This window comes from Alkalibacterium sp. f15, from assembly GCF_049389645.1.
Classification (GTDB): domain Bacteria; phylum Bacillota; class Bacilli; order Lactobacillales; family Carnobacteriaceae_A; genus Alkalibacterium.
The window spans coordinates 741,243-756,325 of record NZ_CP186540.1 but is presented as its reverse complement, the minus strand read 5'-3'; the positions used below and the strand labels follow the sequence as shown (position 1 = coordinate 756,325).

Here is a 15,083-nt window from a genome sequence, read left to right as displayed (position 1 = left end):
CCAGATTTTATTGATTAGATTTATCGTACACGTTCAGGGAAAGCGGTTCGATTTTATTTGCCTGCCATTCTGTTAGTATCTGTCTTTGCTTAACACTTGAATCGATCAAGGCAATGCCGCAGTCTCCGCCTCCGGCACCAGACGTTTTAGAAGCAGCGCCATATTTTAAAGCGATACGGGTAAGCCTCTGAAGTAAAGGGGTCTCTATGACTATTTCTTTTGCACGACTCATTTCAAGCAATAATTCTCGGTTGTAACGGATAGAGTCAAATACTTGTTGCGTGTCATTTATTTTTAACCCGACAATTAAGTCTGATACACATTTTTTGCTTTGAAGTAAAAAATCCTGATAGTTTAGTTCTTCACGGTCCTGTTCGATAGACTTGACATAAGTTTCTGTGGATGCCGGTATCCCTGTCCATCCAACGATAAGCTTCAAAGTCTTTGGCGAGGGTAACCGTTCGATTTTCAACTCGGGCCATGAACACTCAAGAAGTGAAGTGAGATTTGTATCAGCCAGCTTTTCTTTCAACCAACTTTTATCCACACAAGAGTATGCTATCCAGCCCGTATAGGTGGCTGCAGCCAGGTCTCCAAGCGAGCCGTGACTTTCTAAATACGTATGAGTGATCGCAGCTAGCTTGAATATTCCTTCATCGTCAAGCGAATACTCAACTGATTCAAGTAGGGCCAGGATCGTTGCGACAGTTACAGCACCGCTTGAACCTAAGCCATATTTCCTACCATCTTTATTGTCTAATGAACTTTTTATTGTTACATCATAATAGGGGAGCATCATTCCTTTTTCTCTTAAAAAGCGCTCAGTTATTTCCATTGTATTTAATAAGATAGCTGCCTTTTCGATTGGCTCTTCTAGAAAGAGATCGTGACCCAATCGTTTCCATCTCAGCGTTTTACTTGAAAGTTGAGGGGAGCATATCGTCCCGTAAACGTTACTAGACGGTGACAATGAAACAGTAATGAATCGGTCTACTGCTACAATCACCGCAGGGTATCCTGGTTCAGTGACGGCATATTCTCCGGCGATATACAATTTTCCTGGGGCTTTAGCGTGTGCGTGTTTCATATCGTCACCTTTTCATTAAACTATTTACTAAATTCTGAAACGACGTGCAGTCCGGGTCCCGGTCTTGCTTCGATAAGCTGACTCTCTGAAAAGTCTCTGAGTAAGTATGCTTTTATTTCTGCTAATTGAGACTGTTTGCAGATGAGTTTCACATTGGGACCGGCATCCATAGTGAAATGAACGGAATAACCTTGTTCACGTAAGTCTCTGACTGATTCCATTGCTCTCAAGCTATCAGGCGACCAGTAGGTGAACGGAGGATTTGCTCCCAATGTCGTTGCGTGCATTTTCAGTGCATTGCGCTCAGCGATGGCACCGACTTCATGAATGTTTTGTTGATCGATCGCCTCTTTTATCGCACTCAAATCAGCATCCAGCGTGTCCAGCCAACCTTGATAAAATGGAGACGTTTTGACGGTCCTCCTCATGCCCTCACGACTGGATACGTCTTTTTTCTTATCATTCACGACAATGAAGAGCATACCAATATCCCAATTCGCATCATCGATAGGGATCGCGTAAGAGGTATCGTCGTCCGTTCCTTTTTGCCATTCAGCGAATCCGCCATAAATACTTCTTGAAGCTGATCCGGATCCTCGTCTGGCTAGTTTTGACAATTCTTTTTCGGATAAATCAAGTCCTGCCGCTAAACTTGCCGCGCCTGCCAAGGCTGCCAATCCCGATGCGGAAGAGGCTAGTCCTGCTGCGGTAGGAACGTGATTGTAACTTTCAACTCTCGCTTTAGCTGTGATACCGGCTTTCTCTCGAACTATGTTTAAAACGGTTTTGACTTTTTCCAGCGCGGCTAAATCTTGTATCGTGTTGTCTAAGTATAACTCATCTACTTTTAAGTTTTCATCAAAGATAACTCTCGTTTCTGTGTAGAAAGCATCCAAAGTTAAAGAAAGAGAATTATTCATGGGAATAATCAACTCTTCATTCTCTTTACCCCAGTATTTGATCAGTGCAATATTCGTATGTGCGCGTACCCATTCACCCTTCATTATCTGCTCCTAACGCATGAATCCAGGTTTTTACTGCTCCCTGTTCCATTAATTTATTTGAGACGAGTTCTGCCTCTTTTTTTGTACGAGTCAATGCAATCATACAACCGCCGCGACCGCCACCCGTTAGCTTGGCGCCTAAAGCACCATGACTGAGAGCAGTTTCAACGAGATGATCCAGTAAATCATTGCTTACATTTAGCTGTCGTAATGATTCATGTGCTTGAGTCATCAGCTTGCCCAGCGTCACTGCCTGATTTTTTTCTATCGCTTCCTTGGCTTGTAGTGTCAATCGTCCAAGCCGTTTAATTATAGGCATGGTCTGATCTGGTGAACGTTTGACCTGATCGGCAACGTCTTTGACAGTTTGTCGTGTTTGTCCTTGCACGCCAGTATCTGATGCAATCAAATACCCGGCAATATTTAAGGTGAAAGGCTCGAAGACGCTGCCTTTCTGGTAAAAGATGGGCACATCGCTGCTTGTCACCCGAGCATCTATACCACTGGGATTACCGTGTGCAATTTTTTCGGATAAATCGACATAATTTAACAGATGAGACGCGTCAAGTTGTTCGTCATAATAAGTAAAAAGTGCCCGGACGAGGGCCGTAGCAACGGCTGCGCTTGAACCCATACCTCTTTCAGCGGGGATAGAGCTTGTTATTGTAATTGATAAGTGGTCAGAAGACTGATTTAAATCGTTACAGATCGTTTTTATGAGTATGCTTAAATTGTTTAAGGATCGAGGTGCTTCACAAAGTAGTCCTTGATAATAACTTGATATAATTCGATTCGGTGTGGGTATTTTTTCTATTGTGACTTCTACAGGTGTGGCCCTAAAAGGTAGGGCAATAGCAGGTTCGCCGTAGACAACAGCGTGTTCACCCATCAATATGATTTTTCCGTGAGCAATACCTTTAGCTTTTTCTGGTAGGGTCTTCATATAGTAACCTCTTTACTAGTTATTGTTTATATAATTTGAACGGTTGAACCACATCTTTTGTATCATAGTCTATCACATCGAGTTCGTCAATTTTATCATATCAAGTTATCTTTAAAATTCAATTAAGAATTATATTTTCACAGATCTTAAGAGAGTGTTGTGAAAGCGGATAAGAATTTGGTAAACTAAGAAAGATAAATACGATGGAGAGCGGAGGTAACCGCATGAAAGAATCAGATTCCTTTTACATTATTAATCGAGAAGAATGGAAAGAATTAAATAAAAACAAAAAAATGATGTTGACAGACATCGAAGTAGAGGCACTGCGTTCCCTGAATGATAACGTTTCAGTGACAGACGTGAAAGAAATTTACTTACCCATATTGGAAATACTAAATAAGTACATCAAACATTATCATGAAAGACAATGCGAGATTAAACGATTTTTAAGCAAACCTCAAAAAAAAGATCCCTATATTATTGGGATAGCTGGAAGTGTGGCCGTGGGAAAGAGCACACTGGCACGATTTCTACAAGCCATGATGGCGCGAGCCTATCCTGATCAAAAGGTTAGCCTCATTACTACAGACGGTTTTTTGTTTCCCAATGAAGTTTTAAAAGAGAATAATATACTCAACCGTAAAGGTTTCCCTGAAAGCTATGATATGCATCGTCTCATAAGTTTTATGGGAGATGTTAAAAGTGGACGAAGAAATATCGAGGTGCCACTTTATTCGCATCGTTTATATGATATTGTCCCAGATGAATTCGAGGTTATCGATCAACCAGATATTCTTATTGTCGAGGGTATCAATGTTTTACAATTACCGGCAAACGAAAAAATCTTTGTGAGTGATTTTTTTGATTTCAGTTTTTATGTCGATGCTGAGCCACATAAAATCGAAAATTGGTATTTGGAACGGTTCGGATTGCTTTTAAAAACAGCATTCAAGGATCCTTCTAATTATTATTATCCATATGCCATTGGGGATAAAAAAGAAGCTTTCGAAATGGCGAGAAACGTTTGGAAAACAATCAATTTGAAAAATTTAGAAGAATATATTCTACCTACTCGTTTTAGAGCAGACATGATTTTACACAAGACAACAGAGCATTTTATAGATCAATTATTACTGAAAAAACACTAATCAATAAGGGGGTAATCGAATGAAGACAGTGGTTGCAGTTTTTATTTTTACTTTTTTATTTGTTTTAAATGGATGCCAAACAAGCGAAGATTATCCAACATTTGAAGGGACGATCATTAGTGTTGAAGGGTCTCATGTTATCGTAGAGCCGTCTGAAGGTGAAGAAATAAGACAATCGGGTTCTGAAGTGAGTATCCGTGTTGAAGATGATTTAAATCTTGAAGTAGGAGATGAAGTCATAGTGACGCATGAAGGGACTATCATGGAAAGTTTTCCCTTGCAAATCAATCTCATTGAAATCGAAAGAATTAATTGACTTTCAGTCCATCAAAAAGCCATATTCCTGGTTAAGTATGACAAGTTTGTGACTGTCGTCTTTTTGAATCGAATAGCTTTGAATGCGGAATAAAAACGTCGATGACCGGTGTTAAATTAAAGAAAAGGAGACGATAATATGGTGGACGCTGATCAGCAAAAAGAAATCGACCTGTTGAAAAATGAATTAGCCGCTGTAAAACGGTTAAATAAAGAACTCCTGGATTTACAACAGCAACAAGATTCATTGGAATTCTCATGGATAGGTAATTTAGGCCATTGGTTTTGGGACTTAAAGGAAAACAAAGTAACCTTCAATCCAATGAAAGCTGAAGCCTTAGGTTTTATTAGAGAGGAGTTACCTGAAAGTGTTGATTTCCAATTTTTCACCGATCGTTTACACCCTGAAGATTATGATCATGTAATGCAAGTAATGAGAGATCATTTATCCGGTAAAGTTCCTGTTTGGGAAGTGAAATACCGTATTCAATCAAAAGATGGCTCTTACAAAACCTATTATGACCGTGGAAAAGTAACGCAGCGGAGCGAAACGGGAGAACCTTTATTTCTCACAGGTATCGTTTTCGATGTTACAAAGTATGAGTCAGAAAAACAGGTGCTGCTCAAAGAAAATAAAGAATGGGAGCAAATTTCAAGATCAGACAAGTTGACGGGCCTGCTTAATCGATCAAATATCCTTGTTAAACTGGGACAAATCATTTCTGAAGTCAATAAGGAAAAACGACAGACTGTTTCAATGATTTTAGTGGATATTGATAATCTAGAACATCAGAATTCTTTGTTCGGACCTTTATTGGGTGACGAGTTGATCAAAGAAGCGGCATCGGTCATAAAGGAAACCATTCAAGTGGATTATTATGCCGGTACATTTGAAGGAGGAAAATTTTTGATTGTGCTACCCGATGTCAAGAAAAGTGAAGCCCGTAAAATCGCTGAACAAATAAGATTATCTTTTAATAAGCGAAACTTTAGTAAACCGGCCGATGTGACGAGTAGTTCAGGAGTGGCCGAATATGAACCCAACGAAACGGTCAGTGAACTATTCAATCGTGCAGATCGCTTGTTATTCAAAGTCAAACAAAATGGGAAAAACAATGTGATGTCAGACTAGATAGACAGATTGAATGGCATGCGGTAAGATAGGCTTCTAAACAAGAAAATAGAGTGAAAAGTTAGTAGAATGGATGGACATATGATGCAAAGAAAAGTAATGATTCTAGGGATCCCCTTCGATAATATGACTCGGAAAGAATTTCTGAAAAACTTAAATGAACGACTAAACACACACCAAAAAACGTTTTTAGTGACTGCCAATCCAGAGATTGTTATGTATGCAAAAAATAATAAAGATTATTATGATTTGCTGATGCAGGCAGATTATATTGCACCTGATGGTATTGGTATCGTTAAGGCCGCTCATAGATTAGGCACCCCTATTCAAGAACGCGTACCCGGATTCGAGTTGATGCTCGGTTTGCTTGAAATCGCTGATTTAGAAGAAAAAAACGTATATTTTATTGGTTCTAAAGAAGAAATTTTAGAACTTACAATCGAAAAGGTGAAGATCAAATGGCCTCATATTAATATTGTCGGTTATCATCATGGGTATTTCGATCACGATGATCCGGAAATGATCGATAGAGTGAAAAATACTAATCCTGATATTGTTTTTGTTGCGTTTGGTTTTCCTAGACAAGAAAAATGGATCAGTGACTATCTTAGTCAAGTTTCTCATGGTATAGCAGTAGGCGTAGGTGGGAGCTTTGACGTGTTATCCGGTAAGACGAAGCGTGCACCTAAATTTGTTCAATCTTTTCATATTGAATGGCTGTATCGTTTGATCAAACAGCCTTCGAGGTATAAACGGATGGCCGTATTGCCAAAATTTCTGCAGGAAATTTATAAACAGAATAAGAAGGAAAAGCGTATATGAAAATAGCTCATATAAATGCTGGGAACGAATACGGAGGTGGCCTCGCACATATCATCTCGTTGCTCAAAGAACTTAAAAAAGATGATGTTGATTTGATCGTCTTTGAAGAAGGTCCCGTAGCTAAAGCAGCACGCAAAGAGAACATTCCAGTGTATGTTTTTGAACAAAACAACCGCTTTGATATCAAAGTATTGTACCGTTTGCGGCACTTTATTAAAGAACAAGGTTACACGATATTACACACTCATGGACCACGTGCAAACACGCTCATAGCTCTCTTGAATCCTTTTATACAGGTTTATTGGGTAATGACTGTCCATAGTCATCCTTTATTAGATTTTAAAGATAGAGGAATCAAAGGGAAGTTGTTTGAAACAGTTCACCGTCTGACTTTTAAAAAAGCAGATGGTATCATAACCGTTTCCAATGAAATTAAGGGAGTGTTGCAATCTTTTGGGGTTTCAAGCGATCGTATTAAGGTCATACATAATGGCATAAAATTTTCTGAATCAGTCGAACCGCGTTCTGAGAGACACTCAAAGGTGTTTACTTTGATTACTGTAGGCAGACTCAATAAAATCAAAGGCTATTCTACCTTGATGGACGTTTTAAAGACAGTTGGATTCCAAGAGTGGCAATGGATAATTTGTGGTGATGGTGAAGAAATGGAGTCTTTACAGAAACTTGGAAGAGACTATGATTTGTCTCGGCATTTAAACTTTAAAGGCTGGCTTCCTTCAACTGAAATCAAGAAAGAGTTTCATCAGGCGGATATCTTTGTTCTTCCTTCTTTGAGCGAAGGTTTTCCGATGATATTACTTGAAGCAGCTGATGAAAAAGTTCCTGCTATTGCGACGGATGTAGGAGATGTTAAAGAAGTGATCAAAGATGCAAGTATGGGGTGGCTCGTTCCCCCCAAAAATAACGAGAAAATAAAAGATGCTCTATTGCAAGCCTATTCACTCTGGGAGAAAAAAAAATTAAGCGAAAAAGGGAAAAACCTTCATGACTGGGCGATACGTTTTTCAATCGAACAACAGGCAAAAGAAGTTAAGAAATTTTATATGGAAATCATAGTGAAAAACCGGAAATAGAGCAAGTTTCTATTTTGGGTTTTTGGTTTTTTATAGCTGTAAATACACCGATGATTTTAACAGAATGAACGCGGTAAAGCGCAAATTATGGTATACTTCACTACAGAGTCACCTTTTATATAATTAGGAGGAAAATAGATGTTTCAGACCTATGCAGATGATAGCATGGCATTGCATACAGATTTTTACGAATTAAATATGATTTATACTTATTGGAAAAAAAAGAATCACCTAAATAAGGCCGTTTTCGAAGTTTATTATCGGGATAATCCTTTTGGGATTGGCTACACAGTGTTTGCCGGCCTGGAAAGAGTCGTAGATTATATTACAAACCTTAAATTTAGTGAATCGGATATTAACTACTTAAAGGAAATTAAAGAATTTCCGGAAGATTTTCTAGAGTACCTGGAGAATTGGACATTTAAAGGAACCGTCCGTGCATTTAAAGAAGGAGAAGTTGCCTTCGCCAATGAACCTTTGATTCAAGTGGAAGGCCCCATTGCAGATTGTCAATTAATAGAAACAGCATTACTTAATATTGTTAATTTTCAAACACTCATTGCTACCAAAGCCTCTCAAATAAAGAGTGCGGCCGGTGATGACCCTGTCCTGGAGTTCGGTGCGAGACGAGCGCAGGAGTTTGATGCAGCGATATGGGGATCACGCGCAACTTATATTGGCGGGTGCGATGCGACGAGTAATACGAGAGCAAGTAAAATTTTTGGGATACCCGTTTCTGGGACACATGCCCATTCATTGGTGCAAGCTTATAGAGATGAATACGAAGCCTTTAAGGCGTATGCCGAGACACACAAAGACTGTGTTTTCTTAGTCGACACCTATCATACGCTTGATTCGGGTGTGATCAATGCCATACGAGTAGCTAATGAAATGGGCGATAAGATCAACTTTTTAGGTGTCCGCTTAGATTCTGGAGACTTATCATATCTATCCAAACGTGTAAGACAACAATTAGATGAAGCGGGTTACCCGGATGCAAAAATTTATGTGTCTAACGATCTAAATGCGGAAACAATTTTGAACCTCAAGATGCAGGGAGCAAAAATCGATGTGTGGGGCGTAGGCACCAAAATGATTACAGCCTTTGATCAGCCTGCATTAGGAGCAGTATATAAAATTGTTTCTGTTGAAGGAAACGGCGGAACAATGTATCCAACCTTAAAACTTACAGCAAATGCGTCTAAGATCACCACACCGGGGAAAAAACAGGTTTGGCGTATTCGTTCGCATAATAATGTGAAGCCTGAGGGAGATTACATTGCCCTTGCTGATGAACGTCCGGACCTGCAGGATGAATTGTTTATGTTCCACCCCCAATACACATATATAAACAAAACATTAGATGACTTTGAGGCACGTCAGCTGTTACAAGATATAATCGTGGAGGGAGAACTGGTTTACAATATGCCTTCTCTTGAAGAAATCAAGGATTATGCTAAAGAGAGTTTATCAGAACAATGGGAGGAACATAAACGCTTATTGAATCCAGAGCCTTATCCTGTTGATTTATCACAAAAATTATATGATGAAAAAGTAGAGACAATTAATATGTTCAGAGAAATTGCAAAAGAGAAAACAACGAAGAATAAATCGTTTTTTTAAGATGATTCATATCGATGTTAAAGGAGAGTAGATAGGAAATGATGTCTGATTTACAGAAACGAATAGTAGAAGAAATGAATGTTTCACCTACCATTGATGCTAAAGAAGAAGTTCGCCGATCTATCGATTTCATGAAAGCATACATGCTGAAACACTCCTTTCTTAAAACGTTTGTTTTAGGGATGTCTGGTGGACAAGATTCTACATTACTGGGAAAACTTGCTCAGATAACTGTTGAAGAATTACGAAAAGAAACAGGGGATCAAACGTATTTATTTATAGCTTTAAGATTGCCTTATGGTATACAAGCAGATGAAGCAGACGCAATGGCTGCTATTGAATGGATACAACCAGACAAAATGATGCGTGCAGATATTAAACCATCTGTGGATGCAACTGAAAAAAGTATAGAAGCTAATGATTTAAAATTAAGTGATTTTAATAAAGGAAATATAAAAGCACGTGAACGTATGAGCGTCCAGTATGCGATAGCCGGCGAAACAAAGGGTGTTGTATTAGGGACAGATCACGCTGCCGAAGCAGTCACAGGCTTTTACACGAAATATGGTGATGGGGGAACAGATGTCAATCCGCTGTTTCGTTTGAATAAAAGACAGGGCAAACAATTACTTTTAGAGCTCGGTGCACCCAAACACTTGATAGAAAAAGTACCAACAGCTGACTTGGAAAGTGATAAGCCTGGTATTGCAGATGAAGCTGCCTTAGGCGTGACCTATGATGAAATTGATGATTACCTGGAAGGCAAAGAAATAGAAAAAGAATCGGCAGAAAAAATTGAGAAATGGTACCTTCAAACACAACATAAGCGGCACTTACCAGTTACGATCTTTGACGATTTCTGGAAGTAGACGCAACATCACTGTGTTTTTCAATGAATACAAAGATGTTGCTCATTATTGTTACGCATTAAATTAGCAACAATAAAAAAGGAGGATTCTTTGTGACGAAAGTATACACTAACGCTCATATCTTTACCGGCGAGGGAGAAATTGAAAATGGGTATATCCGTTTCTCTGATGAAATAATCGGTGTAGGTAAAATGGAACATTATACTAAACAAGTAGAGGATGAAGAAGCGGATTTACGCGGCCATTTTATTGTGCCGGGTTTTATTGATGTCCACAGCCACGGTGGTTATGGTGTGGATAACATGGATGCGGATGCCGGGAAAATTAGTGACATGACGTATAAAATGTTAGAAGAAGGAATCACTTCATATTTCCCAACAACAATGACCCAATCAGATGAAAATATTGAAGCTGCTTTAAAAGCAATCGATAAAGCGGCGAGTATGAATCCGATGATTCAAGGCATTCATGTGGAAGGACCGTTTATATCAAAAAAATTCAAAGGCGCTCAGCCGGAAGAATATATTCGTGTTGCTCAGCTTGATACACTGAAAAAATGGCAGGAATTAAGTGGAGAGCGTATCCGCCTCATTACTTATGCCCCGGAAACGGGTGAAGTATCAGAGTTTGAAGAGTATTGTCAAGATAATGATATCATCTTATCTGCAGGCCATTCAGGTGCGACATACAAGCAACTCAAAGAATCAAAGGCCACGCACATCACACATCTTTTTAACGGCCAATTAGGCTTACACCATAGAGAAATTGGGGTCAGTGGATACGGTTTACTAGAAGACGGCGTAAGCGTTGAAATGATCGTCGATGGGTTTCATATCTCGGAGGAAATGGTAAAACTCGCTTATAAAACAAAAGGTGCGGACGGGATTCAATTGATTACAGACGCTATGCGCGCCAAAGGTTATCCGGAAGGTGAGAGTGAGCTAGGGGGGCAGAAAGTCATTGTGAAAGACAAACAAGCACGTCTAAGCAATGGTTCCTTAGCAGGGAGCGTACTGACCTTTATAGACGCATTCAAAAACATGATGACTTTTACAGGTTGTTCAATGTTAGAAGCGGTCAAAATGAGCTCATTCAACCAGGCTAAAGAGTTTAATTTAGCTTCTAAAGGCCAATTAAATCCAAGTTTTGATGCAGATATGGTCGTACTAGATGAAGACTTAACAGTGAAACAAACAATCCTAGGAGGAAATATCAATGAATTCAACTAATCCATCAAATATGAAAATTGAGATCGTTAAAAATAAAGAAGAAGGCGCTAAAGTGGCGTTTCAACTTATACAAAAAGCAACAAATGAAGGCGCAACCGTTTTTGGGCTAGCCACCGGTAGCACCCCTGAAACGTTATACAAAGAGTTAAGATCAAGTGATATTGACTTTTCAGATAAGATCGCTATCAATTTGGATGAATATATTGGACTTGATAGTGATCATCCACAGAGTTATAAGACTTTCATGCAAAAGCAATTGTTTGAAAAAAAACCGTTTAAAGAAACGCATATTCCAAATGGTATGGCACCCGAAGAAACTGAAGTAAAACGGTACAATGATATTTTAGATAAGCATCCCATTGATGTTCAAATTCTAGGTATAGGTACAAATGCACATATCGGTTTCAATGAGCCGGGAACATCTTTTGATACCAAAACACAGAAAGTTGAGCTAACTGAGGAGACTATTGAAGCAAATAAACGTAATTTTGATTCTGAAAAAGATGTACCCAAATCTGCCTATTCAATGGGTATTGCCTCCATTATGGCAGCCAAAAAAATTATATTGATTGCTTATGGTCAAAACAAAGCAGAAGCCATCGCGAAAACAGTGAATGGAGCTGTCAATGAAGATGTTCCTGCCAGCATCTTACAGAAACATTCTGATGTCGTCATTATTGTTGATGAAGAGGCCGCTAGCCAGTTATAATATATGAGACCAGTTAACTTGCAAGGAAGGAAACATTATGTCAAAAAAAGTACCTGTTTATATCGCCATGCACAATGATTTAAGACAAAAAGTATTGTCAAAAGAATGGAACAAAGGTCAAAAAATACCTTCTGAACGTGCACTGGCAACTGAATTTAATGTCAGTCGGATGACGGCTAGACAAGCAGTGAGTTCTTTAGTTGAAGAGGGGTTGTTGGAGCGGAAACAAGGTGCGGGGACATTTGTTGCATCGGATAAAGTCAGAGAAAAATTGAGTGGTATTCCAAGTTTTACTGAAACCATTGAAAAAATCGGAAAAACCCCCTCGAGTAAACTTGTTTCTTTTTATACTAAACATGCAAGTGAGAGTGAAGCCGAAAAACTACAAATTAAACAGGATGAAGAAGTGTTGGTCATGGAACGCATACGATATGCAGATAACACCCCCTTATGTTTTGAGGTTGCGACTATTCCTTATCATATTGTGAGTGGAATCAGCAAAGAAGACTTGAAACAACATTTATACCAATCACTTGCAGATATTGGGTACCATGTCGCTCGGGCTGAACAAGTTATATCCGCAACTTGGGCATCAGAGTATGTAGCCGATATGTTGAATGTCAAGAGAGAGTCACCAGTTTTAAGATTGAAACAAGTGAGTTACACTCAGGAAGAAAAACCTTTCGAATATGTCAGAGCTCAGTATGTCGGGTCCCGTTACGAATTTTTTATTGAAGCAAAGAGTAATTAAAAAGAATGTCTCCTAACTTTACAAACTAACCGGATAAAAATATCTTAGGTGTAGTCAATAAAGTGGGGGGACATTCTTTTTTTAATTATCGATTTCGTCATCACCGTTTTCTTCGGGGAGTTCTTCTGATGACGGATCTAGTTCAAGGTGTTCACGTAATGTGCGTCTAGCTTCGTCTAAGGATTCTTCATAAGGATTCCATACGTACAGGTCATGACCGTAAGAAGGGAAATAAACATATTCTGCTGCACCAGAGAGTTCGACAGATTCAATGCTTTTGGCTGCATCAGTATAATTAGAAGCAACTGTGAGGATTTGCTGACCTGACATATTTGTTTGCAGATTAGGACGAACGGCATTAAGAATCGGTGTGAGATTAGTCACTGAATTAAATGATAGAAGTTCATCGATCACTGCCTCGATCACTTTACGTTGACGGTCTTGTCTACCAAAGTCACCTCTTGGATCCTGCTTTCTCATCCGTGCAAACCCGAGTGCTTCTTCGCCATTCACTTCTTGAATACCTTCTTCGATGACAATGGCATCCGCCGTCTCATCGCTGTCTTGGACAGTGAAAGACAAAGGGGAATCTACAGTGATACCGCCAACAGCATCAACAAGATCAACCAGCCCCTCAAAGTTCAATGTGGCATAGAAAGAAATCGGAATCGTTAAGTAATCCTCGACGAAATCAATTAAACCTGCAATACCATTAATAGGATAAATAGCATTGAATTTCTCTTGTTCGTTGCTGTTAGGTAAGGTGATCAATGTATCGCGAGGGATGGAAATTATCTTTGTTGATTCTTTTTTTGGATTGACTGTCGCAATCATAATTGAATCAGTTCGTGTAGCTCCTCCTTCTCCTTCTGCATCTAAACCTAAGAGGAGAAAAGAAATGGGCTGCAAATCTTTAAGTGAGGCATCTTGTTCACTGGTGTCTTTCAGTTCTTCAGGGGTATCTTTATTGACATCATCAAGAAATTCTCTCACTTCATTAGCAAAATAACCCGCAATAATACCGAAAGTCAAGAAAAAAATTATGCCTAAGATAAGTGAAAGCCGTTTAAGCCGTTTAACTCGCTGTTGTTTATCAATATGTTTGTCTGATCGCATGGGGACCTCTTTTCTAAAGGGGAAATGGACATCATCTTCTTCTAAGTTTAATCTAGTTGTCGTTTAATTGCAATTGTATTTTCGAGGTTTAGAATGCTATAATGCTCTTAAAAGAGCATGAAAAGAGAATGATTATGTTTGATATGTATGTTGTACTGATCGTTAGCATATTTACGATGGTACTCTCACTAATATTAACACCAGTATTTATAAGACTGGCTGACAAGTGGAACATCGTCGATGATCCAGAACCGAAAGCAAGAAGAAGTCATGAGAAAAGAATGCCAACTATGGGTGGTATAATAATTTATCTATCATTTTATCTGGCCACTTTTTTCTTGGTACCTATTCCTAATAACCAGTTGATCCCTTTATTCGCAGCCTCTTCAGTGATCATAATGACAGGAATCCTTGATGATCTGTTTGAACTGTCTCCTTTGTTGAAATTACTCGGGATTATCATTGCAGCTAGTTTCATCTATTTTTATGGTGATGTTGCCCTGGAAACGATGACGATCCCTTACTTAGGTACGATAGAATTCGGTTCTTTTCAACTTCCATTCACCATTATTTGGATAACAGGTTTTACTAATGCCATCAATCTTATAGATGGCCTAGATGGATTAGCCAGTGGGATTTCAATGATTGCTTTAACAACAATGGGAATAATCGGTTTTTTCTTTCTGACTATTGAAGAAGTTTCTATTTCTGTGATGATTTTTATTTTGGTTGCTGCTATAGCAGGTTTTTGGCCATATAATTTTTATCCGGCCAGTATTTTTCTTGGCGATACCGGAGCATTGTTTTTAGGTTTTATGATAAGCGTTTTTTCTTTGCAGGGATTAAAAAATGCAACACTTATTTCTCTAGGATTACCTATCATTATCTTAGGTATTCCCGTAACGGATACCCTATTTGCTATGATAAGAAGAAAGTTGAACAAGCAATCCATCGTTACCGCAGATAGAAGTCATATTCATCATCGTTTTATGATCATAGGGCTGTCACATAAGCAAACAGTTTTAGCCATTTATAGTGTTTCTGCCATCTTTTCAATTATTGCTTTGCTCTACAATTTTTCTACACTTATTGGATCGATTTTACTGACGCTTTTCGTAGTCATAGGCGTCATCCTGTTTGTAGAACTCATCGGTCTTGTTGGTGAAGGTAAACGGCCTATTTTAAATGTAATTAAAACTTTCGTACAAAAATTAAATAAATAAAAAACCTCATGAATTATA

At 38.8% G+C, this 15,083-nt stretch carries 15 protein-coding genes; 11 read left to right on the top strand and 4 right to left on the bottom strand.

The window, feature by feature from the left end; all coding sequences use genetic code 11:
• Positions 1 to 7: 7 nt before the first annotated feature.
• Genes ACO1PF_RS03725 through mvk form a run of 3 tightly spaced genes read right to left on the bottom strand, consistent with a single transcriptional unit; the run spans position 8 to position 3,034 of the window.
• Positions 8 to 1,087 carry a phosphomevalonate kinase gene (locus tag ACO1PF_RS03725; protein ID WP_423190014.1) on the bottom strand — a complete coding sequence of 360 codons (1,080 nt, stop codon included), beginning with the start codon at positions 1,085 to 1,087 and terminating at the stop codon, positions 8 to 10.
• Between the two features lie 20 nt (positions 1,088 to 1,107).
• The gene (mvaD, locus tag ACO1PF_RS03720; protein WP_423190493.1) at positions 1,108 to 2,094 is read right to left on the bottom strand and encodes a diphosphomevalonate decarboxylase; all 987 of its coding nucleotides are present in this window, start codon (positions 2,092 to 2,094) and stop codon (positions 1,108 to 1,110) included.
• Positions 2,081 to 3,034 (bottom strand): mevalonate kinase, encoded by a 954-nt coding sequence (gene mvk, locus ACO1PF_RS03715; protein ID WP_423190013.1) that lies wholly within the window; start codon positions 3,032 to 3,034, stop codon positions 2,081 to 2,083. Before mvk ends, mvaD begins: the two co-directional genes overlap by 14 nt.
• Before the next feature lie 224 nt (positions 3,035 to 3,258).
• On the opposite strand from mvk, the gene coaA reads away from it, so the two are divergent.
• The 10 genes from coaA (at position 3,259) to ACO1PF_RS03665 (ending at position 12,726) form a co-directional block, all read left to right on the top strand.
• Entirely contained in the window at positions 3,259 to 4,182 is a 924-nt protein-coding gene (gene coaA, locus ACO1PF_RS03710) for a type I pantothenate kinase (protein WP_423190012.1), read from the top strand.
• A gap of 19 nt (positions 4,183 to 4,201) precedes the next feature.
• Positions 4,202 to 4,498, top strand: coding sequence for a DUF3221 domain-containing protein (locus ACO1PF_RS03705; protein WP_423190011.1), 297 nt, complete (start codon positions 4,202 to 4,204; stop codon positions 4,496 to 4,498).
• A 138-nt stretch (positions 4,499 to 4,636) separates the two neighbouring features.
• A complete protein-coding gene (locus ACO1PF_RS03700; protein WP_423190010.1) occupies positions 4,637 to 5,629 on the top strand; it encodes a sensor domain-containing diguanylate cyclase in 993 nt (330 codons plus the stop codon).
• Positions 5,630 to 5,710: 81 nt separating this feature from the next.
• Positions 5,711 to 6,451 (top strand): WecB/TagA/CpsF family glycosyltransferase, encoded by a 741-nt coding sequence (locus tag ACO1PF_RS03695; protein WP_423190009.1) that lies wholly within the window; start codon positions 5,711 to 5,713, stop codon positions 6,449 to 6,451.
• Positions 6,448 to 7,545 (top strand): glycosyltransferase family 4 protein, encoded by a 1,098-nt coding sequence (locus tag ACO1PF_RS03690; RefSeq protein ID WP_423190008.1) that lies wholly within the window; start codon positions 6,448 to 6,450, stop codon positions 7,543 to 7,545. The genes ACO1PF_RS03695 and ACO1PF_RS03690 overlap by 4 nt, the downstream gene beginning before the upstream one ends.
• 138 nt (positions 7,546 to 7,683) lie before the next feature.
• Complete coding sequence (locus ACO1PF_RS03685; protein WP_423190007.1) at positions 7,684 to 9,168, top strand: nicotinate phosphoribosyltransferase; 1,485 nt, start codon at positions 7,684 to 7,686, stop codon at positions 9,166 to 9,168.
• A gap of 41 nt (positions 9,169 to 9,209) precedes the next feature.
• Positions 9,210 to 10,037 carry an ammonia-dependent NAD(+) synthetase gene (nadE, locus tag ACO1PF_RS03680; protein ID WP_423190492.1) on the top strand — a complete coding sequence of 276 codons (828 nt, stop codon included), beginning with the start codon at positions 9,210 to 9,212 and terminating at the stop codon, positions 10,035 to 10,037.
• A 92-nt stretch (positions 10,038 to 10,129) separates the two neighbouring features.
• Positions 10,130 to 11,266, top strand: a complete 1,137-nt coding sequence (gene nagA / locus ACO1PF_RS03675; protein ID WP_423190006.1) for an N-acetylglucosamine-6-phosphate deacetylase — start codon at positions 10,130 to 10,132, stop codon at positions 11,264 to 11,266.
• A 10-nt stretch (positions 11,267 to 11,276) separates the two neighbouring features.
• Positions 11,277 to 11,975, top strand: coding sequence for a glucosamine-6-phosphate deaminase (locus tag ACO1PF_RS03670; RefSeq protein ID WP_423190491.1), 699 nt, complete (start codon positions 11,277 to 11,279; stop codon positions 11,973 to 11,975).
• Between the two features lie 37 nt (positions 11,976 to 12,012).
• Positions 12,013 to 12,726, top strand: coding sequence for a GntR family transcriptional regulator (locus ACO1PF_RS03665; protein WP_423190005.1), 714 nt, complete (start codon positions 12,013 to 12,015; stop codon positions 12,724 to 12,726).
• 81 nt (positions 12,727 to 12,807) lie between these two features.
• Here the strand turns inward: ACO1PF_RS03665 and ACO1PF_RS03660 are convergent, their stop codons facing one another.
• On the bottom strand, positions 12,808 to 13,842 hold the full coding sequence (locus tag ACO1PF_RS03660; RefSeq protein WP_423190004.1) for an LCP family protein: 1,035 nt from the start codon (positions 13,840 to 13,842) through the stop codon (positions 12,808 to 12,810).
• 134 nt (positions 13,843 to 13,976) lie between these two features.
• Between ACO1PF_RS03660 and ACO1PF_RS03655 the strand changes: the two genes are divergently transcribed.
• A complete protein-coding gene (locus ACO1PF_RS03655) occupies positions 13,977 to 15,065 on the top strand; it encodes a glycosyltransferase family 4 protein (protein ID WP_423190003.1) in 1,089 nt (362 codons plus the stop codon).
• Positions 15,066 to 15,083: the final 18 nt, after the last annotated feature.